The sequence below is a fragment of the Streptomyces silvisoli genome, assembly GCF_029269905.1.
Classification (GTDB): domain Bacteria; phylum Actinomycetota; class Actinomycetes; order Streptomycetales; family Streptomycetaceae; genus Streptantibioticus_A; species Streptantibioticus_A silvisoli_A.
In genome coordinates, this window is sequence record NZ_JARJBC010000021.1 from 44965 (window position 1) to 71320 (window position 26356).

The 26356-nt window shown below is 70.2% G+C and carries 30 protein-coding genes; 12 read left to right on the forward strand and 18 right to left on the reverse strand.

The window, feature by feature from the left end; genetic code table 11:
- Positions 1–2 precede the first annotated feature (2 nt).
- From P3G67_RS27575 to P3G67_RS27585, 3 genes are all read right to left on the reverse strand, one after another.
- Positions 3–377: a hypothetical protein gene (locus P3G67_RS27575; RefSeq protein WP_276095912.1), complete on the reverse strand. Its 375-nt coding sequence runs from the start codon at positions 375–377 to the stop codon at positions 3–5.
- A 5-nt stretch (positions 378–382) separates the two neighbouring features.
- The gene (gene rph, locus P3G67_RS27580; protein WP_269857722.1) at positions 383–1117 is read right to left on the reverse strand and encodes a ribonuclease PH; all 735 of its coding nucleotides are present in this window, start codon (positions 1115–1117) and stop codon (positions 383–385) included.
- A 78-nt stretch (positions 1118–1195) separates the two neighbouring features.
- Positions 1196–1435 carry a glucose PTS transporter subunit EIIB gene (locus P3G67_RS27585; protein ID WP_078970859.1) on the reverse strand — a complete coding sequence of 80 codons (240 nt, stop codon included), beginning with the start codon at positions 1433–1435 and terminating at the stop codon, positions 1196–1198.
- A 233-nt stretch (positions 1436–1668) separates the two neighbouring features.
- Between P3G67_RS27585 and P3G67_RS27590 the strand changes: the two genes are divergently transcribed.
- Both P3G67_RS27590 and P3G67_RS27595 read left to right on the forward strand, forming a co-directional pair.
- Positions 1669–2955: a PTS transporter subunit EIIC gene (locus tag P3G67_RS27590; protein WP_276095913.1), complete on the forward strand. Its 1287-nt coding sequence runs from the start codon at positions 1669–1671 to the stop codon at positions 2953–2955.
- Between the two features lie 175 nt (positions 2956–3130).
- Entirely contained in the window at positions 3131–4378 is a 1248-nt protein-coding gene (locus P3G67_RS27595; RefSeq protein ID WP_276095914.1) for a PTS transporter subunit EIIC, read from the forward strand.
- A gap of 58 nt (positions 4379–4436) precedes the next feature.
- Here P3G67_RS27595 and P3G67_RS27600 read toward each other — a convergent pair whose 3' ends face one another.
- From P3G67_RS27600 to clpS, 8 genes are all read right to left on the reverse strand, one after another.
- On the reverse strand, positions 4437–5189 hold the full coding sequence (locus P3G67_RS27600) for an MBL fold metallo-hydrolase (RefSeq protein WP_276095915.1): 753 nt from the start codon (positions 5187–5189) through the stop codon (positions 4437–4439).
- 257 nt (positions 5190–5446) lie between these two features.
- On the reverse strand, positions 5447–6397 hold the full coding sequence (locus tag P3G67_RS27605) for a PLP-dependent cysteine synthase family protein (RefSeq protein ID WP_269857718.1): 951 nt from the start codon (positions 6395–6397) through the stop codon (positions 5447–5449).
- On the reverse strand, positions 6397–6675 hold the full coding sequence (locus P3G67_RS27610) for a MoaD family protein (protein ID WP_269857717.1): 279 nt from the start codon (positions 6673–6675) through the stop codon (positions 6397–6399). Before P3G67_RS27610 ends, P3G67_RS27605 begins: the two co-directional genes overlap by 1 nt.
- A gap of 96 nt (positions 6676–6771) precedes the next feature.
- Positions 6772–6897: a putative leader peptide gene (locus tag P3G67_RS27615; protein ID WP_269857797.1), complete on the reverse strand. Its 126-nt coding sequence runs from the start codon at positions 6895–6897 to the stop codon at positions 6772–6774.
- A gap of 87 nt (positions 6898–6984) precedes the next feature.
- Positions 6985–7416: a M67 family metallopeptidase gene (locus P3G67_RS27620; protein ID WP_276095916.1), complete on the reverse strand. Its 432-nt coding sequence runs from the start codon at positions 7414–7416 to the stop codon at positions 6985–6987.
- A 119-nt stretch (positions 7417–7535) separates the two neighbouring features.
- Positions 7536–8993: an amino acid permease gene (locus P3G67_RS27625; protein ID WP_276095917.1), complete on the reverse strand. Its 1458-nt coding sequence runs from the start codon at positions 8991–8993 to the stop codon at positions 7536–7538.
- A 322-nt stretch (positions 8994–9315) separates the two neighbouring features.
- Positions 9316–9906, reverse strand: a complete 591-nt coding sequence (locus P3G67_RS27630) for a DUF2017 domain-containing protein (protein ID WP_276095918.1) — start codon at positions 9904–9906, stop codon at positions 9316–9318.
- A gap of 34 nt (positions 9907–9940) precedes the next feature.
- Positions 9941–10252 (reverse strand): ATP-dependent Clp protease adapter ClpS, encoded by a 312-nt coding sequence (gene clpS, locus P3G67_RS27635; RefSeq protein ID WP_269857713.1) that lies wholly within the window; start codon positions 10250–10252, stop codon positions 9941–9943.
- A 340-nt stretch (positions 10253–10592) separates the two neighbouring features.
- Between clpS and P3G67_RS27640 the strand changes: the two genes are divergently transcribed.
- Both P3G67_RS27640 and P3G67_RS27645 read left to right on the forward strand, forming a co-directional pair.
- Positions 10593–11945 carry a nicotinate phosphoribosyltransferase gene (locus P3G67_RS27640; RefSeq protein WP_391858364.1) on the forward strand — a complete coding sequence of 451 codons (1353 nt, stop codon included), beginning with the start codon at positions 10593–10595 and terminating at the stop codon, positions 11943–11945.
- 81 nt (positions 11946–12026) lie between these two features.
- A complete protein-coding gene (locus P3G67_RS27645; protein WP_276095919.1) occupies positions 12027–12635 on the forward strand; it encodes a nicotinamidase in 609 nt (202 codons plus the stop codon).
- Positions 12636–12638: 3 nt separating this feature from the next.
- Here P3G67_RS27645 and P3G67_RS27650 read toward each other — a convergent pair whose 3' ends face one another.
- Positions 12639–12959 carry a hypothetical protein gene (locus P3G67_RS27650; protein ID WP_269857710.1) on the reverse strand — a complete coding sequence of 107 codons (321 nt, stop codon included), beginning with the start codon at positions 12957–12959 and terminating at the stop codon, positions 12639–12641.
- A 321-nt stretch (positions 12960–13280) separates the two neighbouring features.
- On the opposite strand from P3G67_RS27650, the gene P3G67_RS27655 reads away from it, so the two are divergent.
- Positions 13281–13577, forward strand: coding sequence for a hypothetical protein (locus tag P3G67_RS27655; protein ID WP_276095920.1), 297 nt, complete (start codon positions 13281–13283; stop codon positions 13575–13577).
- A 16-nt stretch (positions 13578–13593) separates the two neighbouring features.
- Here the strand turns inward: P3G67_RS27655 and P3G67_RS27660 are convergent, their stop codons facing one another.
- Both P3G67_RS27660 and P3G67_RS27665 read right to left on the reverse strand, forming a co-directional pair.
- Positions 13594–14286 (reverse strand): RDD family protein, encoded by a 693-nt coding sequence (locus P3G67_RS27660; protein WP_276095921.1) that lies wholly within the window; start codon positions 14284–14286, stop codon positions 13594–13596.
- Positions 14287–14358: 72 nt separating this feature from the next.
- Positions 14359–15759: an RDD family protein gene (locus P3G67_RS27665; RefSeq protein ID WP_313881447.1), complete on the reverse strand. Its 1401-nt coding sequence runs from the start codon at positions 15757–15759 to the stop codon at positions 14359–14361.
- Positions 15760–16098: 339 nt separating this feature from the next.
- Between P3G67_RS27665 and P3G67_RS27670 the strand changes: the two genes are divergently transcribed.
- Positions 16099–16575: an SsgA family sporulation/cell division regulator gene (locus P3G67_RS27670; RefSeq protein WP_276095923.1), complete on the forward strand. Its 477-nt coding sequence runs from the start codon at positions 16099–16101 to the stop codon at positions 16573–16575.
- A gap of 12 nt (positions 16576–16587) precedes the next feature.
- On the opposite strand, the gene P3G67_RS27675 is transcribed toward P3G67_RS27670, so the two are convergent.
- A complete protein-coding gene (locus tag P3G67_RS27675) occupies positions 16588–17955 on the reverse strand; it encodes an FAD-binding oxidoreductase (RefSeq protein WP_276095924.1) in 1368 nt (455 codons plus the stop codon).
- Between the two features lie 91 nt (positions 17956–18046).
- Positions 18047–19171 carry a 4-hydroxyphenylpyruvate dioxygenase gene (hppD, locus tag P3G67_RS27680; RefSeq protein WP_276095925.1) on the reverse strand — a complete coding sequence of 375 codons (1125 nt, stop codon included), beginning with the start codon at positions 19169–19171 and terminating at the stop codon, positions 18047–18049.
- Between the two features lie 121 nt (positions 19172–19292).
- Between hppD and P3G67_RS27685 the strand changes: the two genes are divergently transcribed.
- Genes P3G67_RS27685 through P3G67_RS27710 form a run of 6 tightly spaced genes read left to right on the forward strand, consistent with a single transcriptional unit; the run spans position 19293 to position 24498 of the window.
- Positions 19293–19781 (forward strand): Lrp/AsnC family transcriptional regulator, encoded by a 489-nt coding sequence (locus P3G67_RS27685; protein WP_276095926.1) that lies wholly within the window; start codon positions 19293–19295, stop codon positions 19779–19781.
- 57 nt (positions 19782–19838) lie between these two features.
- Complete coding sequence (locus P3G67_RS27690) at positions 19839–20486, forward strand: ABC transporter permease (RefSeq protein WP_276095927.1); 648 nt, start codon at positions 19839–19841, stop codon at positions 20484–20486.
- Complete coding sequence (locus P3G67_RS27695) at positions 20479–21726, forward strand: betaine/proline/choline family ABC transporter ATP-binding protein (protein ID WP_276095928.1); 1248 nt, start codon at positions 20479–20481, stop codon at positions 21724–21726. The genes P3G67_RS27690 and P3G67_RS27695 overlap by 8 nt, the downstream gene beginning before the upstream one ends.
- On the forward strand, positions 21723–22559 hold the full coding sequence (locus P3G67_RS27700; RefSeq protein WP_276095929.1) for an ABC transporter permease: 837 nt from the start codon (positions 21723–21725) through the stop codon (positions 22557–22559). Before P3G67_RS27695 ends, P3G67_RS27700 begins: the two co-directional genes overlap by 4 nt.
- Positions 22556–23518 carry a glycine betaine ABC transporter substrate-binding protein gene (locus P3G67_RS27705; protein WP_276095930.1) on the forward strand — a complete coding sequence of 321 codons (963 nt, stop codon included), beginning with the start codon at positions 22556–22558 and terminating at the stop codon, positions 23516–23518. Before P3G67_RS27700 ends, P3G67_RS27705 begins: the two co-directional genes overlap by 4 nt.
- The gene (locus P3G67_RS27710; protein ID WP_276095931.1) at positions 23485–24498 is read left to right on the forward strand and encodes a glycine betaine ABC transporter substrate-binding protein; all 1014 of its coding nucleotides are present in this window, start codon (positions 23485–23487) and stop codon (positions 24496–24498) included. Before P3G67_RS27705 ends, P3G67_RS27710 begins: the two co-directional genes overlap by 34 nt.
- Positions 24499–24516: 18 nt before the next feature.
- Here the strand turns inward: P3G67_RS27710 and P3G67_RS27715 are convergent, their stop codons facing one another.
- A complete protein-coding gene (locus P3G67_RS27715; protein ID WP_276095932.1) occupies positions 24517–25296 on the reverse strand; it encodes a S16 family serine protease in 780 nt (259 codons plus the stop codon).
- Positions 25297–25348: 52 nt separating this feature from the next.
- Positions 25349–26053, reverse strand: a complete 705-nt coding sequence (locus tag P3G67_RS27720; RefSeq protein ID WP_269857697.1) for an IclR family transcriptional regulator — start codon at positions 26051–26053, stop codon at positions 25349–25351.
- Between the last annotated feature and the right edge of the window lie 303 nt (positions 26054–26356).

Below are 26356 nucleotides of genomic sequence, written 5' to 3' on the forward strand. Positions count from 1 at the left end.
GATCATCCCTTTCCGCACGAGGAGGTGAGCGCGCCCGCCGCCGTGGTGACCGGCCGGAGGTCGACGGGTTCCCCCTTGTCGAGCGAGTTCTTCGCGTTGGAGGCGGCCAGCGACAGGTCGGCCACCGCCTTGCTGGTGGCGGAGCTGTTGCCGCCGCTGGTGAGCTGGTCGAGGTTGAGCTGGAGCTTGCGCAGCGCGGTGGCGGCGTCGCGCGGGTTGCCGGTGCCCTTGGCGACGGCGGCGCGCAGGTCCTTGACGTTCCCGTTGACCGCCTCCGCGACCGAGGCGCAGTCGTGCTTGCCGCTCTGGCCGCCGCAGCCGGTGAGCAGCGCGAGGGCCAGGGCGGCGGTGGCGGTGGCGGTCAGCGCGGTACGCATGTGCGTCAGCCCCGGAGCTGGGCGAGCGCGGCGCGCTGGATGCCGTCGAGCTGGGCGGCGCCGGCGGCGGCGAGGTCGAGCAGGGCGTTCAGCTCGGTGCGGTCGAAGGGGGCGCCCTCGGCGGTGCCCTGGACCTCCACGAAGCGGCCGTCGCCGGTGCAGACGACGTTCATGTCGGTCTCGGCGCGCACGTCCTCCTCGTAGCACAGGTCGAGCAGCGGGACGCCGTCGACGATGCCGACGCTGACCGCGCTGACGGCGCCGGTGAGTGGCTGCGCCTTGGCCTTGACCAGCTTCTTCTCCTGGGCCCAGCCGATGGCGTCGGCCAGTGCGACGTAGGCGCCGGTGATGGCCGCGGTGCGGGTGCCGCCGTCGGCCTGGAGTACGTCGCAGTCGAGCACCACGGTGTTCTCGCCGAGCGCCTTGTAGTCGATGACGGCGCGCAGGGAGCGGCCGATGAGGCGGGAGATCTCATGGGTGCGCCCGCCGATGCGGCCCTTGACGGACTCGCGGTCACCGCGGGTGTTGGTGGCGCGTGGCAGCATCGCGTACTCGGCGGTGACCCAGCCCTCGCCGCTGCCCTTGCGCCAGCGCGGTACGCCCTCGGTGACGCTGGCGGTGCACAGCACGCGGGTGTCGCCGAAGGAGACCAGTACGGAGCCTTCCGCGTGCTTGCTCCATCCACGTTCGATGGTGACCGGGCGGAGCTGTTCTGGGGTGCGGCCGTCGATACGAGACATGCGCACGACCCTATCGACAAAGCGGACGGGGTCCGCTCCGGGTGTGGAACGGACCCCGCGCAGGCGCTTTACGGCGCCTTACATCATGTCCTCGATCTCGGCGGCGATCGGGTCGGCGTCGGTGCCGATGACGACCTGGATCGCGGTGCCCATCTTCACCACGCCGTGCGCGCCGGCGGCCTTGAGGGCGGCCTCGTCGACCAGGGAGGCGTCGTTGACCTCGGTGCGCAGCCGCGTGATGCAGCCCTCGACCTCTTCGATGTTGTCAAGCCCGCCGAGCCCGGCGACGATCTTCTCAGCCTTGCTGGCCATGTCCACTCCTGTTGTCTCAGGCCATCGGCAGCCCGCGTTCGCGTACCGCGTGCGCCGTGAGGAATCCACACGTTAACGCACGTTTGGCCCACCTTCGCGAGCGGTCGCCAGCCTTCTGCCCAATGATGACGATCACTGGTGCCGCACCCGCTGGGGCAGTCCAACACCCGCACTGTGACTGGTCTACACCATTTTGCGGTGCCCGCCAAACCTGGCAACAGCCCACCAGGAGGTCGCCGATGAGTGCGGAGAGCGCCACCGGTCGGGCGCCGGGTCGGAAGTGGACGGCGTCGCTGCTCCAGGGCGCCCAGAAGATGGGCCGCAGCCTTCAGTTGCCGATCGCCGTGCTGCCCGCGGCGGGCATCCTCAACCGGCTCGGCCAGGACGACGTGTTCGGCCGCAGCGGACTCGGCTGGACCCCGGTGGCCAAGGTGTTCGCGGGCGCGGGCGGCGCGCTGCTGGACTCCTCGCTGGGGCTGCCGCTGCTGTTCTGCGTCGGCGTGGCGATCGGGATGGCGAAGAAGGCGGACGGCTCCACGGCGCTCGCCGCGGTCGCGGGGTTCCTCGTCTACTACGGCATCCTGCGCCAGTTCCCGCAGTGCCCGGCGGGCGCGAGGTTCACCGCGGCGAGTTGCCTGGCCGGGGCCAACGCCACCGTGCCCACGTACCAGAACCCGGGTGTCTTCGGCGGCATCGTGCTCGGGCTGCTGACCGCCTTCTTCTGGCAGCGTTACCACCGGGTGCGGCTGGTGGACTGGCTGGGCTTCTTCAACGGCCGCCGTCTGGTGCCGATCGTGATGTCGTTCGTGGCGCTGGTCTTCGCGGTGCTGTGCCTGTGGGTCTGGCCGCCGGTGGGTGCCGGGTTGACCACGTTCAGCAAGTGGATCAGCGATCTGGGCGCGATCGGGTCGGGGGTGTTCGGGGTGGCCAACCGGGCGTTGCTGGTGATCGGGCTGCACCAGTTCCTGAACACCTTCGTGTGGTTCCAGTTCGGCAGCTACACCAAGCCGGACGGGACGGTGGTGCACGGTGACATCAACCGTTTCCTGGCGGGCGACCCCACGGCCGGGCAGTTCACCTCCGGGTTCTTCCCGATCATGATGTTCGCACTGCCCGCCGCGGCGCTGGCGATCACGCACTGCGCCAGACCGCACCGGCGCAAGGACATCGGCGGCATGATGCTCTCGGTCGGTCTGACCTCGTTCGTCACCGGCATCACCGAGCCGATCGAGTACTCGTTCCTGTTCATCGCGCCGCTGCTGTACGCGGTGCACGCGGTGCTCACCGGTGTCTCGATGGCGGTGACCTGGGGTCTTGGCGTGCACGACGGCTTCAGTTTCTCGGCCGGACTGATCGACTACGTGATCAACTGGAGCCTGGCGACGAGGCCTTGGCTGATCATCCCGATCGGGCTGTGCTTCGCGGCCGTGTACTACGCGGTCTTCCGCTTCGCGATCACCAAGTTCAACCTCCCGACACCGGGCCGCGAACCGGAAGAGGACGTGGAGGACACCACCAAGGCTTAGAACCTGGGGGCATAGCGGGTGTCATAACGGATTGGCGGCGTGTCGGCGTTGCCTGAAATCATGGATTCCTTTATGCGGCTCCGACGTGTTACAACAGGTCTACACCACTGGGTGGTGTAGACCAGAGCCGCGGGCCGTCCCCCTTCAGAGCCCGCCTCTCACCAGGAGGAATCTGATGAGTACGGCCACCGCTTCGGCGGCGCCCGCGCCCGCGAAAGAGCGGGGCGCCGGCTTCATGCAGGGTATGCAGAAGGTCGGCCGCAGCCTGCAGCTGCCCGTCGCCGTCCTGCCCGCCGCCGCCATCCTGCTCCGGCTCGGCCAGGACGACGTGTTCGGCAAGACCGGACTGCAGTGGGGCAAGGTCGCCACGGTCTTCGCCACCGCGGGCGGTGCCCTCTTCGACAACCTGCCGCTGCTGTTCTGCATCGGTGTCGCCATCGGCTACGCGAAGAAGGCCGACGGTTCCACCGCACTGGCCGCTCTCGTCGGTTATCTGGTCTACCACAACGTACTGACCGCCTTCCCGGTGGCCGGTTCCGTCACCCAGGCGCTTCCGCAGGGCACCCCGCAGAACCCGGGAGTGCTCGGCGGCATCGTCATCGGCCTGGTGAGCGCCATCGTCTGGCAGCGCTTCCACCGCACCAAGCTGGTGGACTGGCTGGGCTTCTTCAACGGCCGCCGTCTGGTGCCGATCCTGATGGCCTTCATCGGGACCGGCTTCGGTGTGCTGTTCGGTCTGCTGTGGGGCCCGATCGGCACCGGCCTCGGTCACTTCAGCGACTGGCTGACCGGTCTGGGCGCGGCGGGCGCCGGTATCTACGGCGTCTTCAACCGGGCGCTGATCCCGGTCGGCATGCACCAGTTCCTGAACACCTTCTTCCAGCAGCAGGTCGGTACCTACACGCACGCCGGGAAGGTCTTCCACGGCGACATCCCGCGGTTCTTCGCCGGCGACCCGACCGCCGGCCAGTTCATGTCCGGCTTCTTCCCGATCATGATGTTCGGCCTGCCCGCCGCCGCGATCGCGATCGCGCACTGCGCACGTCCGGAGCGCCGGAAGGCGGTCATGGGCATGATGATCTCGGTCGCGCTGACCGCCTTCGTCACCGGTGTCACCGAGCCGATCGAGTTCACCTTCCTGTTCATCGCCCCGGCGCTGTACGCCATTCACGCGGTGCTCACCGGTATATCCATGGCCGTCACCTGGGGCCTGGGCGTACACGACGGCTTCGGGTTCTCGGCCGGTCTGATCGACTACCTGCTCAACTGGAACCTGGCCACCAAGCCATGGCTGATCATCCCGATCGGCCTGTGCTTCGCGGCCGTCTACTACGTGGTCTTCCGCTTCGCGATCACCAAGTTCAACATTCCCACCCCGGGACGCGAGCCCGAGGAAGAGGTCGAGGACCTCACCAAGGCGTAGCCGCAAGCGAAGTGCCCCCGGAACCGCGGTTCCGGGGGCACTTCCGCGTTTCGCGGGCCTACAGCTCGTACACCCCGCCGCTGCGGGCCAGTTCCACCGGCCCGGAGTACGTGGCGCGCGCGTCGACCAGGCTGACCTGGGGGTCGGTCCACGGGGGGATGTGGGTGAGCACCAGGCGGTGGACCCCCGCACGGGCGGCGTGCTCGCCCGCCTCGCGGCCGTTCAGGTGCAGCCCGGGCACGTCCTCCTTGCCGTAGGTGAACGACGACTCGCACAGGAACAGGTCGACGCCTTCGGCGAGCCCGAGCAGCGATTCGCACGGCCCGGTGTCCCCGGAGTACGTCAGCGACCGGCCGCCGTGCTCCACCCGGAACGCGAAGGCCTCCACCGGATGGCTGACCCGGTCGGTGCGCACGGTGAACGGGCCGACGCCGAACGTCCCCGGGGTGAGCGTGCGGAAGTCGAAGACCTCGCTCATGGACTTGTCGTCCGGCTCCTCGCCGTACGCGGTGGCCAGCCGGGTCTCGGTGCCCTCCGGTCCGTAGACCGGGATCGGGTCCGGCATGCCGCCGTCGTAGCGGTAGTAGCGGGCGACGAAGTAGGCGCACATGTCGACGCAGTGGTCCGCGTGCAGATGGCTCAGCAGGACCGCGTCCAGGTCGTACAGGCCGATGTGGCGCTGCAGTTCGCCAAGGGCGCCGTTGCCCATGTCGAGGAGCAGCCGGAAGCCGTCGGCTTCGACGAGGTAGCTCGAACAGGCCGAGTCCGCGGACGGGAACGACCCCGAGCAGCCGACGACGGTGAGCTTCATGCAGGAGCCTCCAGGGTTGCGTCCGGGAGTCTTGCGCGGTCGCGTACGGTCACCCACCCGGAGGCGTCACGTCGTCGTGAGCGCGCCGCCGGGTGCGTGGTGCGGATTTCCATAGCCCGCCATTGTGCAGTCGAGGGTAAGGCGGGGTGACCGTCGGCGCGCCTTAGCCAGGCGCGGTTGTGGGCGGAATCACCAGTCCGTGTTCCGCCAAGCCGGTTGCCGGCCGAGCCGCTCCTGATTCCGTCGGCGCGGTGGCGCTACGCCCAGAGTTGGCCGTGCAGCGCCTCGATCGCGGCCTCGGTGGAGGGGGCGGTGTAGATGCCCGTGGACAGGTACTTCCAGCCGCCGTCGGCGACCACGAAGACCACGTCGGCGCTCTCCCCGACGCGCAGCGCCTTGTTGGCCACGCCCAGGGCGGCGTGCAGCGCCGCACCGGTGGAGATGCCCGCGAAGAGGCCCTCCTCGCGCAGGAGTTCACGGGTGCGGCGCACCGCGTCCTCGCTGCCGACGGAGTAGCGGGTGGTCAGCACCGACTCGTCGTACAGCTCGGGGACGAACCCCTCGTCGAGGTTGCGCAGGCCGTAGACCACGTCGTCGTAGCGCGGCTCGGCGGCGACGATCTGCACGCCGGGCACCTTCTCCCGCAGGTAGCGGCCGACTCCCATCAGTGTGCCGGTGGTGCCCAGGCCCGCCACGAAGTGGGTGATGGTCGGCAGGTCGGCGAGGATCTCGGGGCCGGTGGTGGCGTAGTGCGCCGCGGTGTTGGCGGGGTTGCCGTACTGGTAGAGCATCACCCAGTCCGGGTGCTCGGCGCTCAGTTCCTTGGCGACCCGTACCGCGGTGTTGGAGCCGCCCGCGGCGGGCGAGGAGATGATCTCCGCGCCCCACATCGCCAGCAGTTCGCGGCGCTCCCGCGAGGTGTTCTCCGGCATCACGCAGACGATGCGGTAGCCCTTGAGCCGGGCCGCCATCGCCAGCGAGATGCCGGTGTTGCCGGACGTCGGCTCCAGGATGGTGCAACCGGGAGTCAACGTCCCGTCCCGCTCGGCCTGTTCGATCATGTGGAGCGCGGGGCGGTCCTTGATCGAACCGGTGGGGTTGCGGTCCTCCAGCTTGGCCCAGAGCGTCACGTTGTCCGACGGGGACAGGCGTGCCAGCCGTACCAGCGGGGTGTTGCCGACCGCGGCGAGCGGGCTGTCGTACCGCATCAGCGGGCGCCGCCCGCCACGGCAGGAAGGATCGTCACGTTGTCGCCGTCCGACAGCTTCGTCTGGATGCCGTCGAGGAACCGCACGTCCTCGTCGTTGAGGTAGACGTTGACGAACCGGCGCAGCTGCTCGCCGTCCACCACGCGCTCGCGGATGCCCGCGTACCGGGTGTCGAGGTCGGAGAAAAGCTCGGCGAGGGTCTCACCGGTGCCCTCGACGGACTTCTCGCCGCCGGTGTACGTGCGGAGGATGGTCGGGATACGGACCTCGATGGCCATGGATGCACTCCAGTGCGGAAGGACGACAGGGGAGGCACGGCCGCGGGGCCGCGCCGGGGCAGCGGGCTGAGCAGGGTGCGGCGGAGCCGTACGGGCTCAGGCCGGACGATGCGCCGCGCGGGTACACATGGCGCTGGCAAGACGGCACAGGTCGACGTGCAGCCGCGCGACGAGCAGTGTGCCCGGCGCCTTCTCGCTGTCGCTCACGTCGTGGACAACCATGCGGACATGGTATCGATTCCCCTCGTCAGCCCCAGCGCGCCGTCCCAGCATGCGGACAGGGATACGGTCACCAGGGGCGCACACAGGCTACGCCGGGTAGCTTGCCACGATTTCCACCGGTTCCTCGGTGACCTCGCCATCCACAATGCGGAACGAGCGGAACGAGACCGGCCCCTCGTCATTGCCGCACTCGGCAGTGGAAACCAGGACGTAGTGGGCGCCCGGCTCGTTGGCGTACGAGATGTCGGTACGGGACGGATAGGCCTCGGTCGCGGTGTGCGAGTGGTAGATCACGACCGGCTCCTCGTCCCGGTCGTCCATCTCGCGGTAGAGCTTCAGCAGGTCCGTGGAGTCGAACTCGTAGAACGTGGGCGAGCGGGCCGCGTTCAGCATCGGGATGAACCGCTCGGCGCGGCCGGCCCCGGCCGGCCCCGCGACGACCCCGCACGCCTCGTCGGGGTGGTCGGCCCGCGCGTGGGCGACGATCTCGTCGTAAAGGGCCTGGGTGATGGTGAGCATGGCAAGAAGCATAAGAGTGGCCCGGAGGGCCTCGTTCGAGGGTGGCGGCGGGCGGCGGGAGAGCGCGGAAGACAGGAAAAGGGCCGCCCCGAGCAGTCGGAGCGGCCCTTTTCACGCCGTCACGCCTTGACGCGCTCGGCCTGACGCTCGACCGCGACATCCTTCTTCGCGAAGACCTCCGGGCGGCGGGCCCGGATCCCGAAGTACGAGACGATCATGATCACCGCCCAGACCGGGGCGCAGTAGAGCGAGACCCGGGCGTCCTTGTCGATGCCCATCTCCACGACCACCAGGCCGATGAAGGCGAGCGCGATCCAACTGGTCCACGGCGAACCCGGCATCCGGAAGTCGGAGGCGGGCAGCCGGCCGAGGCGCACCGCCCGGCGGTACCGCAGATGGGAGCAGAGGATCATGATCCAGGCCCACATACCGGAGATGGTCGCGAACGAGACCACGTAGTTGAACGCGTTAGACGGCCACTGGTAGTTGATCCACACACCGACGAGCATGAAAGCGCCGGAGACGGTGGTGCCCAGCAGCGGTGTGCCGTTGCGGGTGAGCTTGGTGAAGGCCTTCGGGCCCTGGCCGTTGAGCGCGAGGTCGCGCAGCATACGGCCGGTCGAGTACATACCGGAGTTGCAGGACGACAACGCGGCGCTGAGCACGACGAAGTTGACGATTCCGGCGCCGAGCGGCAGACCGACCTTCGCGAAGGCGGCGACGAACGGGCTTACGCCGGGCTGGAATTCGGTCCACGGCACCAGCGCCATGATGATGACGAGCGCGCCGACGTAGAAGAGGCCGATGCGCCACGGCACCGTGTTGATGGCCTTCGGCAGCACGGTCTTCGGGTCCTTGGACTCGCCCGCGGTGACGCCCACCAACTCCACGGCGAGGAAGGCGAACATCACGATCTGAAGGGTCATCAGCGTGCCGCCGATTCCCTTCGGGAAGAATCCGCCGTCGTTCCAGAGGTGGCTGATCGAAGCGGTGTCACCGGCCTTGGAGAAGCCGAGGGTGAGCACCCCGATGCCGATCAGGATCATGCCGATGATCGCGGTCACCTTGACCATCGAGAACCAGAACTCCAACTCACCGAAGAGTTTCACGGAGATGAGGTTCACGAAGTACAGGGCGACGGTGAATACCAGCGCGGACGTCCACTGCGGAACACCGGGCCACCAGTACTGGACGTAGCTGGCGGCGGCCGTCACCTCGGTGATGCCGGTGACCACCCAGAAAAGCCAGTAGGTCCAGCCGGTGACATACCCGAAGAACGGGCCGAGGAACTCCCGGGCGTACTCGGAGAAGCTTCCGGACACCGGGCGGTACATGAGCAGTTCGCCCAGCGCCCGCATGATGAGGAAGATGATGATGCCGACGACGGCATACGCCAGGATGAGACTCGGACCGGCCTTGGAAATCGCCTTGCCGGCACCGAGGAAAAGACCGGTGCCGATCGCGCCGCCAATTGCGATCATCTGGATCTGACGGTTTCCCAGTCCCCGGTGGTAACCCTCTCCCGAGGATTCCTCCGCGCCGCCGTCGATCACTGATTTGACCTGCTCTGAGGCCATGGTGGTGTGCGCCTTTCTCCACGTCTGCACGCCCGGCCGGCACTACGTGACCGGGCCGGGTACCGATTCCCCCGGATGGAGTCGCACGCCGACGATCGGTCGGCACAGCGCCGCCGCGTGGACATGGGTGGCGTCCTACGGCTGGTCGTGGATTCCTATCACGAGTGCGAGGATGATCCACGCACACGAATGTGGCCGAGATCACGGAGAAATGCCGCAAAAAGGTGCACTTACGGGCGAAACGCGCATCGCGGGTAACGCGATCGTTATGCGGAATTGAGCGTCCGCTGAGCGAACACCCGGCGAACGGCCAGGGACGGCGCTACGGCAGCAGGGTTTCGATCAGCGACTCCTGGAGGCCGCCCAGCCACATGTACGCCATCATCAGCGGCTTGCGCGGATCCTCGTCCGGCAGCCGGTACAGCTCGCTGTCCGGATCCTCGTCCACCTCCAGCCGGGTGCCGATGGTCAGCCGCAGGTCGTTGAGCGTGCCGAGCCAGCGCTGCGCCTGGTCACCGTCCACCCTGAGCACCGCGCCCCGGTCACCGGCCGGGGTGAGCGCGTCGAGTGCGTGCACCACGGCGAGCGCGTCCTCGCGCTTGCGGGCCCGCAGGTCGTTCTCGGTGTAGCGGCGGAACTCGGCGGAGGCCGCCTCGGCCGCGGCGTCCGACGCCTTGTTCGGGTCGCAGTAGGCGTTGGGGAACAGCCGGGCGAGCGCGGGATCGGACGGCGGTTGGGTGGGGCCGTCGGCGAGCAGTGCGGCCAGCGGGTCGCTGTCGTCCGCGGACCCACCGGGTCCGGGGCCGACCAGTTCGAGGAACTGGACGGCGAGGCTGCGGAGGATGGAGATCTCCACCTCGTCGAGGGCGATCGCGGCTCCGCCGTCGGGGGCGGCTTCGAAGTATCCGGCCATGAGGCCCGTATGTCTCCGGGTAGTCGAAGGGGGGTCAGCGGTCCTGGCTGAGCGTGGCCCACAGGCCGTAGCCGTGCATGGCCTGTACGTCGCGCTCCATCTCCTCACGGGTGCCGCTGGAGACAACGGCGCGGCCCTTGTGGTGGACGTCCAGCATCAGCCTCTTGGCCTTGTCCTTCGGATAGCCGAAGTAGGCCTGGAAGACGTAGGTCACGTAGCTCATCAGGTTGACCGGGTCGTTGTGGACGATCGTCACCCAGGGGACGTCGGGTTTGGGCTCCTCGGATACCGCCTCACTCGACTCGGTCCGCTCGATCTCCACGGGTGCGACACTCACCCTTCCCATGCTGCCACTTCCCGCCCCCCAACTCGCGCCGGGGGGCGCCCACCCGGGCGCGGCGCACCCCTGGCCGGGGTGCGCGTTTCGCCGCGCGGACCGGACGCCCCAGGCGGTCGGTTCCACCAGTGACGGTGCGTCCGGAGTTACGGACGCGGCGCCCGCGGTGGAGGCCGCTGATGGGGCGTGCGGCACCGCCGGGTTCCGGCGGCGTGCCGAGGACCGGCCGTTCGACGGCGGCGAGTCACCGGGGAGCCGGCGGGCGGGCGGGAGATCCGGGCGCGGGAGCGACGGAGATCACGTCACCCCGTAATCGTCAAGTTGACGATTACGGGGTAGCATCCGAGTCATGGACACTCCAGCGATGTTGGCCGGGTCGGCTCTCGGGCTGCCGGTGGCGGTGCCGTCGACCGCCCTGTTCACCGACCGGTACGAGCTGACGATGCTGCAGGCCGCCCTGCGCAGCGGCGCGGCCCGTCGGCACTCGGTCTTCGAGGTCTTCACCCGCCGCCTGCCGGAGGGCCGCCGCTACGGCGTCGTCGCGGGCACCGGCCGCGTACTGGACGCAGTGGAGAACTTCCGGTTCGACGCCGACGTACTGAGCTTCCTGGCCCGGGAGAAGGTCGTGGACCGCGCCACCCTGGACTGGCTGGCCGACTTCCGCTTCACCGGCGACATCCACGGTTACCCCGAGGGCGAGGTCTACTTCCCGGGCTCGCCGATCCTGCGGGTCGAGGGCACGTTCGGCGAGGCCATCCTGCTGGAGACGCTGGTCCTGTCGATCCTCAACCACGACTCGGCGGTCGCCGCCGCCGCGTCCCGGATGGCGGTCGCCGCGGGCAGCCGCCCGCTGATCGAGATGGGCGCCCGCCGCACCCATGAACTGGCCGCGGTGGCCGCGGCCCGCGCCGCGTACGTGGGCGGCTTCGCCACCACCTCGGACCTGGCCACGGGCTTCCGCTACAACATCCCCACCGTCGGCACCAGCGCCCACGCCTTCACTTTGCTGCACGACACCGAGCGCGACGCGTTCACCGCCCAGGTGGACGCCCTCGGCGCCGAAACGACTCTGCTGGTCGACACCTACGACCTGACCGAGGCGGTACGCACCGCCGTCGAGGTCGCCGGCCCCGAGCTGGGCGCGGTCCGGATCGACTCGGGCGACCTGCTGCTGCACGCCCACCGGGTCCGCCAGCAACTCGACTCCCTGGGCGCGAAGAACACCAAGATCGTGGTCACCTCCGACCTCGACGAGTACGCCATCGCCTCGCTGGCCGCCGCCCCCGTCGACGCGTACGGCGTGGGCACCTCGCTGGTCACCGGCAGCGGCCACCCGACCTGCTCGATGGTCTACAAGCTGGTCGCCCGCGCCCGGCACGACGCCGACACCCCGGACAGCCCGCTGGTGCCGGTGGCGAAGAAGTCGCTGGGCGGCAAGGCCAGCACCGGCGGCCGCAAGTGGGCGGCGCGCCGACTGGACGCGGACGGCGTCGCCGAGGCCGAGGTGGTCGGCACCGGGCCGGTGCCGCCCGAGCTGGCCGACCGGCAGTTGCTGGCCCCGCTGGTACTGCGCGGCGAGGTGGTGGCCCGCGAGCCGCTGGACGCGGCGCGCACCCGGCACATCCAGGCCCGAGCCGGACTGCCGCTGTCGGCAACCCAGTTGTCGCGCGGCGAGCCCGTACTGCCCACCGAGTTCGTGTGACGGACAACCCGGTGGGTACTGACAGATGGGCCAACACCCCGATCCGGTACTACGCTTGGGGCCTTACGAAAGGCGTGCACAATGCACCGGGCACTGATCGTCGTTGACGTACAGAACGACTTCTGTGAGGGCGGCAGCCTGGCGGTGGAGGGCGGCGCCGACGTGGCCGCCGCGATCACCGATCTGGTGGGCGCCGCCGGAAGCGTGTACCGGCACGTGGCGGCCACCCGGGACTGCCACATCGCCCCCGGAGACCACTTCTCCGACCACCCCGACTTCCGGGCGACCTGGCCCCCGCACTGTGTGGCGGGCACCGAGGGCGTGGGCTTCCATCCGAACTTCGCACCGGCGGTGGCATCCGGCGCGATCGACGCGGTCTTCGACAAGGGCGCGTACTCGGGCGCGTACAGCGGCTTCGAGGGCGTGGACGAGAACGGGATGGGCCTCGCGGCGTGGCTGCGCGAGCGGGGCGTCGGCGAGGTCGACATCGTCGGCCTCGCCACCGACCACTGCGTGCGGGCCACCGCGCTGGACGCGGCGCGCGAGGGCTTCACCACCCGGGTGCTGCTCGACCTGACGGCGGGCGTGCTGCCGGAGACCACCGAGCGGGCCCTGGAGGAGATGCGGCACGCCGGGGTGGAGCTGCGCGGAACGCCGATGGCGGGCGGCAAGCCGGTGGTGACGGACTGAGGCTCAGCCGACCGCGCCGAGTCTGCGCAACGCCCGCAGCGGATGCCACAGCTCGGTGTCATCGGCGTGCCGGGATCGCCAGACCAGGCCGTCCGGATGGTGGAGCACGGCGCTGATCTCGTCCGGGGTGGGCGGTTCCGCGTTGCCGCTCAGCCGAACCGCGCGGAAGCCAAGGTTCCGGACCCTGGTGAGGGCGCGCTGCCGGTTGACCGCGTGTACCAGCACCCGCACGGCGGCCCCCGCGTGCCCGTCGCCCGGACGGGGCAGGGTCAGCGCCACGACAACGTTGCCATTGGGCAGCTTGGCGAAACCACCGGCGGCCACGACGCCTCCTCACAGGGTGGGACATACCGACAAGAACGATGATCAGGCCGAAGGGTGTGCCTCCGCCAGATGGCGGTGGTCCCACTCGCGGGTCATCTGACACTGTCCGGCGCGACACCTGTACGACCGGTTCCGAGAGGCGCACTGTGAATTCCGTGCGCCCCCTGTGCTCCGTACGGTCGGTTAGGTCACGCTTACCGGACGTTCCCATCGGGCATGCGGACTCGTAGAGTCATTGAGCGACACATCAAACACGCGAACGACTGAGAACGGACAACGCCCGACCGACTGACGTACCCCGCATCGAGGACGGATTCCGACATGCCGCGCCCGACCCCCGCACAGCTCGCCTATGGTTCGGCCACCGTCGTCTTCTCCACCATCGCCATGCTGCTGCTCTCCCGGGCCAGTTCGGGTGCGGGAGTCATCGTGATCGCGCTCGCCGGGCTGGCGCTCGGGGTGCTCGTCGCGCTGACCTTCACCCTGCCCTGGGGAGCGCACACCACCCGGCAGTCCCGACCGGCCCGGCCGGCCGCCGCGGCGCGTCCGCACGGGGTGCCCCGCGCCCGTACCGGCCGTGCGGCCGAGGTGCTCAGCGATCACTCGCTGCGCCACTGAACGCGGACACCTCCGGTCACTGCGCGGCGACCACCACGGTCTTCGCGGCCTTGTCGTGCAGTGCCTGCTGGTACGGCTTGTCCCACAGCAGCCACAGGACGTTGACCAGCCAGAACAGCGAACCGCAGCACGGCACGATCGGCGGCAGCGCGTAGACGGCCGCGCGGGTCCAGCCCGGCTGACCGGCCGGTAGCGCGCCGTTGTCCAGCATCGCGACGCGGATCTTCATGAACTGCTTGCCGAAGGTCTGGCCGCGGGTGGTGAGCATGTAGCCGTCGTAGGCGAAGTACACCAGGGCGTAGATGAGTTCCTGCCAGAAGCTGCGGCCCGCGCGGTTGTAGTTGTAGCCGCCGAAGGCGAAGCCCAGGATGAGGCCGAGCGGGATGCCGACGATCAGCGCGTCGATGATCCTCGCGACCAGCCGCTTGAACCGGTTGGCCAGCGGCGGCATCCCGGCGAGCGGATCGCTCTCGGCACGGCCGCCGGCCGGCGGTGGCGGCATCCGGCCGTAGGGCGGCTCGCCCCCGGCACCGCTGGGCTCGCCGAACGGGCGGCCGGGCTCACCGCCGGAAGCGGCGCTGGGCTCACCGGGGCCGCCGGGCGGCGTGGGATGCGGCGGGCGCTTCCGGAACGGATCGTCCTCGCGCGGCTGGGACGGTCCCTCCGGGGGCTCCTCGCCGGAGCCGGGCGTCGGCTGATCGGTACTCATAGACCGAGTCAAACCCGGCCACCCGCCGCGCGCCCCTGGTCGCACCCGTTCGGGCGACGCCAGGGTACGGGCTCAGCTGCCGCCCGCGACGAAGGTACGGGCCGCCTTGTCGTGCCAGCACTGCCGCCAAGGACGGTCGAACAGGCACCACAGGGCGTTGACGACGCCCACCACGACGAAGTCGAGCAGCTGGCGCACCAGCATGCGGCGCAGCGCCTGGCCGAAGCCGGGGGTGAGCTGCGACTCGATGTCGAGCACCCGCAGCTTGAGCAGCTTCTTGCCCAGGGTCCGGCCCCACTTGGCGGTGGGCAGCACCTCGTAGAGCAGCCCGGCCAGCAGCAGCGCGGCCAGCACGATGCCCAGGTACAGGCCGGTGGTGCCGTCGATCAGCCAGACCTGGACGTTCTCACCGCTCTGCCGAGCGGCGTCGATCTTGTCCTGGATGTGCCGTACCGAGGCGCTGACCAGTGGGAAGGCGCCCGCCGCGACCGCCGCGAGGACCAGCACGCTGTCAATGAACCGGGCGGCCAGGCGGCGTCCGGTACCGGCTGGGCGGGCCTGCTCCTGCGCCTGGAGGAAGGGGTTGGCGACCGGCGGCCGCCACGGCAGGGCGGGCCCGGCGGCGCCGCTGTCACCGGCGAGCTCCTGCACCTGCCGCTGCCACGGCACGGGGTCGCCGCCCGCCTGGGGGTAGCCGTAGCCGCCCGGCAGCGGTTCGCCGCCCGGCGGGGGAAACCCGTAGCCGCCCGGCACGGGGGCCTGCGGCGGATAGGCGTAGGCGGCCTGGCCGGGGGCGGCCGGAGCGCCGTTCGCGGCGCCCTGGGGGTACGCGTGACCCCCGGACGCGTGCGGCGCACCCGGGACAGCCGAAGCGGCGCCCGGCGTGCCGCTGGCAGCCGTACCCGGCACAGCGGGGGCCGCCCCGAAGCCCGGCACACCGAACTCCGCCGCCGGCGCCCCCGACCCCGGCGGGCCGAAACCGCCCGCACCCGCGGGAGCACCCGCCCCCGGTCCCGGCACGCCGGAACCACCCGTACCGGCGATCGCCGCGTCCCGAGGATCGTCGGTCCCGGAACCAGCCGCGTCCGCCCCGGCGGCGTCCCCCTCCGACCCCCACTTCACCTTGCGGGCTGCCTCACCGACCCCGGCCTGCCGGGCCGGATCCGCCTTCCAGGACATCCCGGAGGCCCCCGACGTCTCCGCCACCGGCGCGCCCGGATCCTCGTCGAGGAACATCGGCCCGGACTCGTCGATCGCCGGGGTGCGCGGCGGGGCCTGCGGGGTGACCGAGGGCGGCACGGCCGTCGCGGCGGTCGGAGGCGGGGCGAGCGTCTCGTCCGGCGCGGGCGCCGGGCGGCTGGTTCCGGGGACCCACGCCGCACCGTTCCAGTACCGGACGTATCCCGGAATCGACGGGTCTGGGTAATAGCCTTCGCGCGGCACCTGCTCACCACCGCCACCGGAGGACACCACAGCCCCCAACTCCCATCCTGGCCGACGTGCCCGGGTGCGAGACCCCCGGGAAGGACACTAGCGAAGACACTAACGAAGAACCCGGACCTCGGAAGACGCTCGTGGACACGGGCCCGAACACCGCGAACACGTGCGACGCACGTCCGTGCGGACGCACCCCGCTCACCGGTCTTCTTTAGCCGCTCGGGGCCCACGTGGGCAGCCGTTCCGGAAAATCCCAACATCGCGGCCCGAAGTCGCGTAATGGTGTGGGAGGTATGCGCTCTCTCCCGGTGCGGCCCCCCGCAGCGCCCGCTGCGTCACTCCGCCAGGGGCTGCCGAGGAAAGGACGTCGTCTTCATGCGCACCGTCGTGGAACGCGAACTGGAACTGACCCTGGTGCTGTCGCCCGAGCGCAGCGTCTGCGTACCGGCCCGGCTGGCCTACCGGACCGACGATCCGTTCGCCGTGCACATCACCTTCCATATCGGCTCCGACTCGCCGGTGAACTGGACGTTCGCCCGGGAGCTGCTGGTCGAGGGGGTGTTCCGGCCGTCCGGCCACGGCGATGTGCGGATCTGGCCGACGAAGGTGGAGGGCCGCAGTGTGATCTGCCTGGCGCTCAACTCCCCCGACGGCAGCGCGCTGTTGGAGGCACCGTCGTCTCCGATGGCCGCCTGGCTGGAGCGCACGCTGCGTGTGGTCCCGCCGGGCACCGAGCACGAACAGCTGGGTATGGACGACGAACTGAGCCGGCTGCTCGCCCCCACCACGCTGGACGACCTGTGGCCGCACGGGGGTTGGCCGGGCGATGACAGCCCGGAGGCGGGGGCCTAGCGCCGCCGTGGTTCAGAACAGCTTGCCGGGATTGAGCAGGCCCAGCGGGTCGAAGACCTGCTTGATGCCGCGTTGCAACTCCACGCCCACCGGGCCGAGTTCGCGGGCCAGCCAGTCCTTCTTCAGGACCCCGACGCCGTGTTCGCCGGTGATCGTTCCGCCCAGCTCCAGGCCGAGCGCCATGATCTCGTCGAAGGAGGCGCGGGCCCGCCGGGTGGCGTCGGGGTCGGCCGCGTCGAAGCAGACCACGGGGTGGGTGTTGCCGTCTCCGGCGTGCGCGCACACCCCGATCACCAGGTCGTGCCGGTCGGCGATGGCGGCGACCCCGTCCAGCATCGCGGCCAGCCGGGAGCGCGGTACCGCCACGTCGTCGATCATGGTGGTGCCGGTCATCCGCTCCAAGGCGGGCAGCGACATCCGCCGTGCCTGCAGGAGGAGTTCGGATTCGGCCGGGTCCTCGGCGGGCACCACCGTGGTCGCCCCGGCGGCCGTGCACAGTTCGCCGACCGCGGCCAGGTCGGCCGCCGGGTCGGGGGTGTCGAAGGCGGCCAGCAGCAGCGCCTCGGTGGTCTCCGGCAGCCCCATCCGCGCCATCTCGTTGACCGCCCGGATGGTGGTGCGGTCCATCAGTTCGAGCAGCGACGGCACGTGTCCGGCCGACATGATCGCGCAGATCGCCTCGCATGCGGTGGCGTTCGACGGGAACTCGGCCGCCAGCGCCAACTGCCGTGGCGGGGTGGGCCTGAGCGCCAGCACCGCCTTGACGACGACGCCCAGACTGCCCTCGGAGCCGACGAACAGCCGGGTGAGGTCGTAGCCGGCGACGCCCTTGGCGGTGCGCCGCCCGGTGCGCAGCAACCGCCCGTCGGCCAGGACGACTTCGAGGCCGAGCACGTACTCGGCGGTGACCCCGTACTTCACACAGCACAGCCCGCCGGAGCCGGTGCCGATGTTGCCGCCGATGGTGCACTGCTCCCAACTCGACGGATCCGGTGGGTAGTACAGGCCCTGCTCGCCGACGGCGCGGGAGAGCACCGCGTTGACCACGCCCGGTTCGACCACCGCGATGCGGTTGACGGTGTCGATCTCCAGGATGCGGTCCATCCTGACCAGGGAGAGCAGCACACAGCCCTCACTGGCGTTGGCCGCTCCGGACAGGCCGGTGCGGGCGCCCTGCGGGACGACCGGGACGCGCAGTTCGGTCGCGGTGCGCATGACGTGCTGCACCTGCTCCACCGTGCGCGGCAGCACGACGACAGCCGGTGCCCCGGCATCGCAGAAGCTCGCCATGTCCCGGGCGTACGAGGTGGTGACGTCCTGGTCGGTCAGCACCGCCTCGTCCGGCAGTCCCGCACGCAGCCGTTCCACAAGATCCGTCATGCCCACAGCGTCGCACCGAGCGGCCGCGAGCGAAAGCACGCGGCCGCCGGCCGAGGGCGGAGGATCTTCGGGGCGGCGCCCGGCCCCCGGCTCACAGGTTGCCGCGGCGCTCCTGCTCGCGCTCGATGGCCTCGAAGAGGGCCTTGAAGTTGCCCTTGCCGAAGCCCATGGAGCCGTGCCGCTCGATCATCTCGAAGAAGACCGTCGGCCGGTCCTGCACCGGCTTGGTGAAGATCTGCAGCAGGTAGCCGTCCTCGTCGCGGTCGGCGAGGATCTTCAGCTCGCGCAGTGTGTCGATCGGTACCCGGGTCTCGCCGACCCACTCGCCGAGGGTGTCGTAGTACGAGTCGGGCGTGTCGAGGAACTCCACACCGGCCGCCCGCATCGCCCGCACCGTGGAGACGATGTCGTTGGTCGCCAGCGCGATGTGCTGCACGCCGGGGCCGCCGTAGAACTCCAGGTACTCGTCGATCTGGGACTTCTTCTTGGCGATGGCGGGCTCGTTGAGCGGGAACTTCACCTTGCGGGTGCCGTCGGCGACCACCTTGGACATCAGCGCCGAGTACTCGGTGGCGATGTCGTCGCCGACGAACTCCTTCATGTTGGTGAAGCCCATGACCTTGTTGTAGAAGGCCACCCACTCGTCCATCTTGCCCAGCTCGACGTTGCCGACGCAGTGGTCGATGGCCTGGAAGCGGCGGGCGCCGGGTTCGACCATCGGCTTGGCGGCCACGAAGCCGGGCAGGTAGGGGCCGTCGTAGCCGGTGCGCTCGACGAGGGTGTGGCGGGTCTGGCCGTAGGTGGCGATGGCGGCGAGCACGACCGTGCCGTGCTCGTCCTTCAGCTCGTACGGCTCGTCGAGGCCGGTGGCGCCGTGCGCCACGGCGTGCTCGTACGCGGCGCGGGCGTCCGGCACCTCGATCGCCAGGTCCACGACACCGTCGCCGTGCTCGGCGACGTGCTCGCTGAGGAAGTGGCCGCGGTCGGTCTCCGCCTTGATGACGGAGGTGAACACGAAGCGGGCGCCGCCGGACTCCAGGACGTAACTGGCGGTCTCACGGCTGCCGTTCTCCGGGCCCGAGTAGGCGACGAGCTTCATCCCGAAGGCGGTGGAGTAGTAGTGCGCGGCCTGCTTGGCGTTGCCGACCGCGAAGACGACGGCGTCCATGCCCTTGACCGGGAATGCGTCCTTGGTCTTGTCCTGGGTCTCAGTCATGGCGAAAGCCTCCCGCCACGCTTCATAGTGCGCAATAGTTTGCGAAATCACTGGACATGTTGTGCCGCACTAGCCGGGATCCACCGGTCAATCTGTGCATGATGACCATCAAGGAGGCGCTATGGGCATCGATCCGCTCGACGGGCGGCTGATCAAGCTGCTGGAGCGGGAGCCGAGGATAGGGGTACTGGAGGCGTCCCGACGGCTGGGGGTGGCGCGCGGCACGGTCCAGGCGCGGCTCGACCGCATGCGGGCCAAAGGGGTGATCCGGGGCTTCGGCCCCCAGGTGGATCCAGCGGCGCTCGGCTACCCGGTCACCGCCTTCGCCACGCTGGAGATCAAGCAGGGCCAAGGCCCGGACGTACGGGCCCACTTGGCGACCGTGCCCGAGGTGCTGGAACTGCACACCACCACCGGGCACGGGGACATGCTGTGCCGTCTGGTGGCCCGCTCGAACGCCGATCTCCAACGTGTGATCGACCGGGTCGTGGGTTTTGATGGCATCGTGCGGGCTTCCACGGCGATCGTCATGGAAAATCCGGTTCCGTACCGGATCATCCCGCTGGTGGAGCAGGCATCGCAGGACGGAGCAGCGCGGGACGGGGCGTAGACGCCTGGTAGACGCCTTTGTGTGGCCGTCAGTACGGTGATTCGTCAGGAGGCCGACGTGGACTTCTGGAGTTTCGTCAGCGACCGGCGTCAGCAGTTGCTGACGGACACGTACCAGCACGCCAGCGCGGTGTTCCAGTGCATGGTGGTCGCCTCCGCGGTCGGCATCGGCATCGGCGTGCTGACGTACCGCAACGACCGGGCCGGACGGCTGGCCATCGCCACCACAGTGACGATCATGACCGTGCCGTCGTACGCGCTGCTCGGCCTGCTGATCCCGGTACTGGGCCTGGGCGTGCCGCCCACCGTGACGGCGCTGGTGCTCTACGCGCTGCTGCCCATCCTGCGCAACGCCATCGTGGGGCTGCGCGGAGTCGACCCCACGCTGGTGGACGCCGCCCGGGGCATCGGGATGAGCCGGACCGCCCAGATCCTCAAGGTCGAACTGCCACTGGCCTGGCCGTCCATCCTCACCGGCATCCGGGTGGCCACCCAGATGCTGATGGGCATCGCCGCCGTCGCCGCCTACGCCTCGGGCCCCGGCCTGGGCAACGAGATCTTCAACGGCATCTCCAGCCTGGGCAGCGCCAACGCGCTCAACCAGGTGCTGGCCGGAACGCTCGGCATCGTCGTACTGGCCCTGCTGTTCGACTTCGCCCTGGTGCTGATCGGGCGGCTGACCACCTCAAGGGGGATCCGTGGATGACCGCCAGCGGGCCGTCACCGGCGCGGTGATAGAGCTGGACGACCTCACCAAGCGCTACCCGGGCAGCCAGCAGCCCGCGGTGGACGGCGTCAACATGGAGATCGCCGCCGGTGAGACGGTGATCCTGGTCGGCCCGTCCGGCTGCGGCAAGTCCACCACACTGCGGATGATCAACCGGCTGATAGAGCCCAGCTCCGGCCGGATCAGGATCGACGGCGAGGACGTCACCGACATCGACCCGGTGCGGCTGCGCCGCCGGATCGGCTACGCCATCCAGTCCTCCGGTCTCTTCCCGCACATGACGGTCGCGGAGAACATCGCGCAGGTGCCGAAGATGATCGGCTGGCCCAAGGCGCGGATCAGGGAGCGGGTCGAGGAGATGCTGGACCTGGTCGGACTCGACCCACGCGAGTTCCACCACCGCTACCCGCGCCAGCTCTCCGGTGGCCAGCAGCAGCGCGTCGGGGTCGCCAGGGCGCTGGCCGCCGATCCGCCGGTGCTGCTGATGGACGAACCGTTCGGCGCGGTCGACCCGATCACCCGCGACCACCTGCAGGACGAACTGATCAGGTTGCAGCACGAGTTGCACAAGACGATCGTCTTCGTCACCCATGACTTCGACGAGGCGATCAAGCTCGGCGACCGCATCGCGGTGCTGCGCGAGCAGTCGCACATCGCCCAGTTCGACACCCCGGAGGCGATCCTCACCAACCCCTCGGACGACTTCGTCTCCGGCTTCGTCGGCGCGGGCGCGGCGCTCAAGCGGCTCAACCTGACCCGGGTGCGCGACGTGACGATCGAGGACGTCCCCACCGTCACCATGGACGACCCGCTCCAGGAGATCTTCGACAAGCTGCGCGAGCGCGGCGGCAACGAACTGCTGCTGCTCGACCGGCGGCAGCGCCCGTACAAGTGGCTGCGGCGCGGCGACCTGATGCGCGCCAAGGGCTCGCTGGCCAGGGCGGGCACGCTGGTCACCCACCACGTCACCCGGGACGCCACGCTGCGGGACGCGCTGGAGGCGGTGCTCACCGACAGCGCGGGCCGGGTACCGGTCACCGGGCGGCGCGGGGAGTACGTCGGTGTGGTCGACATGGAGACGCTGCTGAACTCGGTGCACCGGTTGCTGGAGGCCGACCGGATGGCCGCCCTTGAGCACCGGCACGACCTGGAGGAGGCGCGCGCCCACCAGACGCAGCAGCGGCTGGAGAGCGGCTTCGCCGGGGGCGAGCGGCCATGACCGGCGGCCCGGAGAAGCACGAGCGGCTGGCCGAACGGCAGGACCCGGGCGGCGAACCGGAACAGCCGGTCGTCTCAATGCTGCCCAGCACCCCCGGCCGCAGGGTCTCGGCCAAGCGGCTGGTGCTCACCCCGATCGTGGTCGCACTGGCGCTGGTCGCCACCTATCTGTGGATCAGCAACATCCCGCTGGACTCCATCGAACGCAACTCGCTGAACGGCGGCGCGGTCCGCCAGGCGCTGTGGCAGCAGATCAAGCTGGTCGCGTACTCCACCTTCTTCGTGCTGGTGATCGCCATCCCGCTGGGCATCGCGCTCACCCGTCAACGACTGCGCGGCGCCGCCCCGTTGGCCACCGCCGTCGCCAACCTCGGCCAGTCCATCCCGTCCATCGGCCTGCTGGCGCTGCTCACCTTCTGGCTGGGCATCGGCCCGCACACCGCGCTGGTCGGCATGGTGGCGTACGCGGTGCTGCCGGTGCTCAGCAACACCATGAGCGGGCTGCGGGCCATCGACCCGAGCCTGGTGGACGCGGCGCGCGGCATCGGCATGTCCGGCTGGGGCGTGCTGCGCAAGGTCGAACTGCCCCTGGCGGTACCGCTGATCCTCGCCGGGGTGCGCAACGCGCTGGTGCTCAACGTGGGCACCGGCACGCTCGCCGGGTTCGTCAGCGGCGGCGGGCTGGGCACGATCATCACCAACGGCATCGTCACCCAGCGCACCCGGGTGCTGATCGTCGGCTCGGTGCTCGCGGTGGCGCTGGCGCTGCTGGTGGACTGGCTGGCGTCACTGGCCGAGCTGCGGATGACCCCGCACGGGCTGGAGGCGGGGTGAGCCGTCCGCTGTGCGCCGTACTGGCCCTGCTGGGGGCGCTCTCCGGGTGCGGGCTGCACAGCGGCGGGCAGATCGCGGACACCGTCAGACCGGGTTCCGTCGGCGCGGGCCGCCCGCTGTCCGGCGCACGGTTGACGGTCGCCTCCAAGCAGGACACCGAGCAGCGCGTCCTGGGCCAGATCACCGGCCTGGTGCTCAAGGCGGCGGGCGCCACGGTACGGGACCACACCGGCATCAGCGGCTCGATCGGCGCCCGCCAGTCGATGCTCAGCGGGGCGGCGGACGCGATGTACGACTACACCGGCACCGCCTGGATCACCTACCTCGGCCACACCAGACCCATCACCGACCCACAGGCCCAGTGGCGGGCGGTACGCGACCAGGACGCCCGCAACGGACTGGCCTGGCTGCCGATGGCGCGGCTGAACAACACCTACGCGTTCGCCGTCAACCGGGACAACGCCGCGCGCTACAAGCTGCGGACGCTCTCCGACGTGGCGGCGCTGGCCCAGCGCTCGCCGTCGGCCCTGACCATCTGCGCGGACAACGAGTTCGCGGTGCGCGACGACGGGCTGCCCGGCGTGCTGCGGGCATACGGCGTCTCGGTGCCGAAATCACGGATCATGACGATGGACGCCGGGCTGATCTACACCCAGATCGCGGCGGGAAGTCCCTGCCTGATCGGCGACGTGTACGCCACCGACGGACGGATCGAGGCGGACCGGCTGACCGTGCTCACCGACGACCGGCACTTCTTCCCCGACTACAACGCGGCCCCGGTCGTCTACGGCGGAACACTGCGGCGCTACCCCCAACTCGCCGGGCTGCTCGGCCCGGTGACCGCGAGGCTCACCACCGAGGAGGCGCGCAGGCTGGGCGCCGAGGTCGACGTGGAGGGCAAGGACCCGCGGGAGGTGGCGAAGTCATGGCTGATCGACCAGGGCTTCCTGCGCCGGTGAACGCGGTACGCGCGGTGGCGCTCTGCGCGGCCCTCGCGCTGTGCGGCACGGCCGCGCTCTGCGGCTGCGGGCTCAGGAGCGGCCAGGCCATCGCCGACCCGGTGCAGCCCGGCTCGATCGGCCAGGGGAAACCACTCAGGGGAGTGACGCTGACGGTCACCTCCAAGAACTTCAGCGAACAGATCATCCTCGGCGAGATGATGGGCCTGGCGCTCAAGGCGGCGGGCGCCACGGTCATCGACAAGACCAACATCCAGGGCTCCATCGGCGCCCGCCAGGCGGTGCTCAAGGGCACGGCGGACGCCATGTACGAGTACACCGGCACCGCCTGGATCACCTACCTGGGCCACACCAGACCCATCACCGACCCGCACGCCCAGTGGCAGGCGGTACGCGACGAGGACGCCCGCAACGGCCTGACCTGGCTGCCGCCCGCCACCCTCGACAACACCTACGCGCTGGCGTCGAACCAGGCCAACCAGAGGCGGTACGGCTACTCCACGCTGTCCGATGTGGCCGCCCTGTCGCGGTCGGACCCTGGCGTGGTCACCCTCTGCGTGGAGAACGAGTTCGACGTGCGCGACGACGGCCTGCCCGGCATGGAGAAGGCGTACGGCATGCGCATCCCGGTCAGGAACATCCGGATCATGGACAGCGGAATCGTCTACACCCAGGTCTCCCAGGGCACCTCCTGCGCGCTGGGCGAGGTGTTCACCACCGACGGCCGGATAGCCGCCAGGCACCTGCGGGTGCTCGCGGACGACCGGCACTTCTTCCCCGACTACAACGCGGCCCCGGAGATCAACAGCCGCTCGCTGCGGTCCCATCCGGCGATCGCCACCGTGCTCGAACCCATCACGGCCAAGCTCACCACCGAGAACCAGCAGCGGCTCAACGCCAAGGTGGACGTGGAGGGCCAGGACCCGCGCGAGGTCGCCAAGGACTGGCTGGTTCGCGAGGGGTTCATCAAGTCCGGTTGAACGTGGGCCTGTCGGGGGTCAGCAGCTCGGCAGCGGTGCGCCGGAGCGCAGCGCCGCCAGGGAGCTGAGCGCGTCGTCCAGGGTGTTGACCGGGATCAGCTTCAGGCCCGCGGGGAGTTCCGCCTTGGCGTCGGAGCACTCGTCCTTGGGGGTGAGGAAGACGGTGGCGCCGTCGCGCTTGGCCGCCTGCTCCTTGAGCGGTACCCCGCCGACCGCGCCGACCGCGCCGCTCTGGTCGATGGTTCCGGTGCCGGCGATGGTGCGGCCACCGGTGAGGTCGTTGCCCTTTCCGTCGCCCTGGACACGGTCGATGATCCCCAGGGTGAACATCAGTCCGGCGCTGGGGCCGCCGACGTCCGCGAGCTTGAGGTCCACCTTCACCTGCGAGGGCGACAGTCCCATGTGCTTGAGGGCGGCGGCGGTGGCCGCCTGCTGGGACTGCTTCATCTCGTTGAGGTTCTGCTGGGTGACCTGCTGGACGCTGCCTCCGCCCGGGTAGACGGCGCTGCGCGGCATCGCCGCCTCGCTCCTGGACCACCACGCCTTCCACACGTCGCTGAAGTGCACGTCCGCGTTGGGCGCGGTGGCGACGATGGTGACCATCCGCAGCTGTCCGCTGGTGGAGCGGGTCTTCGTACCGGTCACGGTGATCACCGACTGTCCGTTGTTCGCGCCCAGGACGTTCGCGGTCATGCCCGGATAGGCGATCGTGATCGGCAGCGGGGCGAACAGTGCCACCGCGAGCAGCGCGACGACGACGGCGGAGCAGACGGCGAGGATTTTGGCGCGAGAAGACACACTGGCATTACAACACTTCTGCGGTGTCCCGCCGTCTCCGGTTCCCCAGCCGTTACCGCAGTGCCTCCGAGACCTCCCGCGCCGCGGCCACCACGCGCTGGCCGACGCGTTCCGGTACGGAGTCCGCGAGCATCACCACGCCGACGCTGCCCTCGATGCCGGTGACGCCGAGCAGCGGCGCGGCGGCGCCGCTGGCGCCCGCCTCCAGTTCGCTGTGGGTGAGGACGTAGCCGGGCGCCCCGTTCTGCTCCGCCTGCGGCGCCGGGCCGCCGGCGCAGGCGGGGGCGGGTACGTTGCGGCGGGCGGCGTTCCACAGCCGGCCCTCCAGGATCGCCTTGCCCGCCGCGCCGCGGTCCAGCGGGTGGCGGAAGCCGGTGCGGTACGCGACGTGGTAGTCGGTCCAGCTCGGCTCCACCACGGCGACGGCCAGCGCCTCGTTGCCGTCGACCAGCGTCAGGTGCGCGGTGGCGCCGATCTCCTCGGCGAGCGAGCGCAGCGCGGGCAGCGCGGCCTCGCGCAGCAGCGGATGCACCTGGTGCGCCAGCCGCAGCACGCCCAGCCCGACCCTGGCCCGGCCGCCCAGGTCGCGGCGCACGAGGGCGTGCTGTTCGAGCGTGGCGAGCAGCCGGTACACCACGGTGCGGTTGACGCCGAGCTTTGCCGCGAGCTCGGTGACCGTGAGCCCGTGGTCGGTGTCGGCCAGCAGTTTGAGGACCCGCAGTCCCCGGTCGAGCGTCTGTGAGGTCTCCGCGGTCACGACGCCCCCTCCTCAGGTGAGTGGCGGCCCGGCGCGACGGAACCACTGCCGACAGCGCGGCAGCGCGCGCAGAGGCCGCCGGTCGCGTGGAACCCGGCTGCGCTCCGCGGCGGCGTTGCCACGGCGCGTGCGTGAGCGGGACAGTAGCGAGCGGTACCGCTCAGCGAAAGAGCTCGTCCACAATCCGGGCACAGCTCTTTACCTTTCCGCGATCGGCTACGTCGGATCGCGGAGTTTTACGCGCATTGCAGATGCGGAACCTTGACTTCCGTAAACCCCTGGGCGGGCCAGGCCGCACCCCCG

What these genes read in the sequence shown, in the direction of transcription:
- P3G67_RS27610 (WP_269857717.1), bottom strand. Translation starts at nt 6,675, where the DNA reads ATGGCCATCGAGGTCCGTATCCCGACCATCCTCCGCACGTACACCGGC.
- P3G67_RS27655 (WP_276095920.1), top strand. Translation starts at nt 13,281, where the DNA reads ATGCCGCGCCCGACCCCCGCACAGCTCGCCTATGGTTCGGCCACCGTC.
- P3G67_RS27590 (WP_276095913.1), top strand. Translation starts at nt 1,669, where the DNA reads ATGAGTGCGGAGAGCGCCACCGGTCGGGCGCCGGGTCGGAAGTGGACG.
- P3G67_RS27615 (WP_269857797.1), bottom strand. Translation starts at nt 6,897, where the DNA reads ATGGTTGTCCACGACGTGAGCGACAGCGAGAAGGCGCCGGGCACACTG.
- P3G67_RS27605 (WP_269857718.1), bottom strand. Translation starts at nt 6,397, where the DNA reads ATGCGGTACGACAGCCCGCTCGCCGCGGTCGGCAACACCCCGCTGGTA.
- P3G67_RS27595 (WP_276095914.1), top strand. Translation starts at nt 3,131, where the DNA reads ATGAGTACGGCCACCGCTTCGGCGGCGCCCGCGCCCGCGAAAGAGCGG.
- rph (WP_269857722.1), bottom strand. Translation starts at nt 1,117, where the DNA reads ATGTCTCGTATCGACGGCCGCACCCCAGAACAGCTCCGCCCGGTCACC.
- P3G67_RS27625 (WP_276095917.1), bottom strand. Translation starts at nt 8,993, where the DNA reads ATGGCCTCAGAGCAGGTCAAATCAGTGATCGACGGCGGCGCGGAGGAA.
- clpS (WP_269857713.1), bottom strand. Translation starts at nt 10,252, where the DNA reads ATGGGAAGGGTGAGTGTCGCACCCGTGGAGATCGAGCGGACCGAGTCG.
- P3G67_RS27630 (WP_276095918.1), bottom strand. Translation starts at nt 9,906, where the DNA reads ATGGCCGGATACTTCGAAGCCGCCCCCGACGGCGGAGCCGCGATCGCC.
- P3G67_RS27660 (WP_276095921.1), bottom strand. Translation starts at nt 14,286, where the DNA reads ATGAGTACCGATCAGCCGACGCCCGGCTCCGGCGAGGAGCCCCCGGAG.
- P3G67_RS27645 (WP_276095919.1), top strand. Translation starts at nt 12,027, where the DNA reads ATGCACCGGGCACTGATCGTCGTTGACGTACAGAACGACTTCTGTGAG.
- P3G67_RS27700 (WP_276095929.1), top strand. Translation starts at nt 21,723, where the DNA reads ATGACCGGCGGCCCGGAGAAGCACGAGCGGCTGGCCGAACGGCAGGAC.
- P3G67_RS27640 (WP_391858364.1), top strand. Translation starts at nt 10,593, where the DNA reads ATGGACACTCCAGCGATGTTGGCCGGGTCGGCTCTCGGGCTGCCGGTG.
- P3G67_RS27670 (WP_276095923.1), top strand. Translation starts at nt 16,099, where the DNA reads ATGCGCACCGTCGTGGAACGCGAACTGGAACTGACCCTGGTGCTGTCG.
- P3G67_RS27685 (WP_276095926.1), top strand. Translation starts at nt 19,293, where the DNA reads ATGGGCATCGATCCGCTCGACGGGCGGCTGATCAAGCTGCTGGAGCGG.
- P3G67_RS27710 (WP_276095931.1), top strand. Translation starts at nt 23,485, where the DNA reads ATGGCTGATCGACCAGGGCTTCCTGCGCCGGTGAACGCGGTACGCGCG.
- P3G67_RS27575 (WP_276095912.1), bottom strand. Translation starts at nt 377, where the DNA reads ATGCGTACCGCGCTGACCGCCACCGCCACCGCCGCCCTGGCCCTCGCG.
- hppD (WP_276095925.1), bottom strand. Translation starts at nt 19,171, where the DNA reads ATGACTGAGACCCAGGACAAGACCAAGGACGCATTCCCGGTCAAGGGC.
- P3G67_RS27620 (WP_276095916.1), bottom strand. Translation starts at nt 7,416, where the DNA reads ATGCTCACCATCACCCAGGCCCTTTACGACGAGATCGTCGCCCACGCG.
- P3G67_RS27675 (WP_276095924.1), bottom strand. Translation starts at nt 17,955, where the DNA reads ATGACGGATCTTGTGGAACGGCTGCGTGCGGGACTGCCGGACGAGGCG.
- P3G67_RS27600 (WP_276095915.1), bottom strand. Translation starts at nt 5,189, where the DNA reads ATGAAGCTCACCGTCGTCGGCTGCTCGGGGTCGTTCCCGTCCGCGGAC.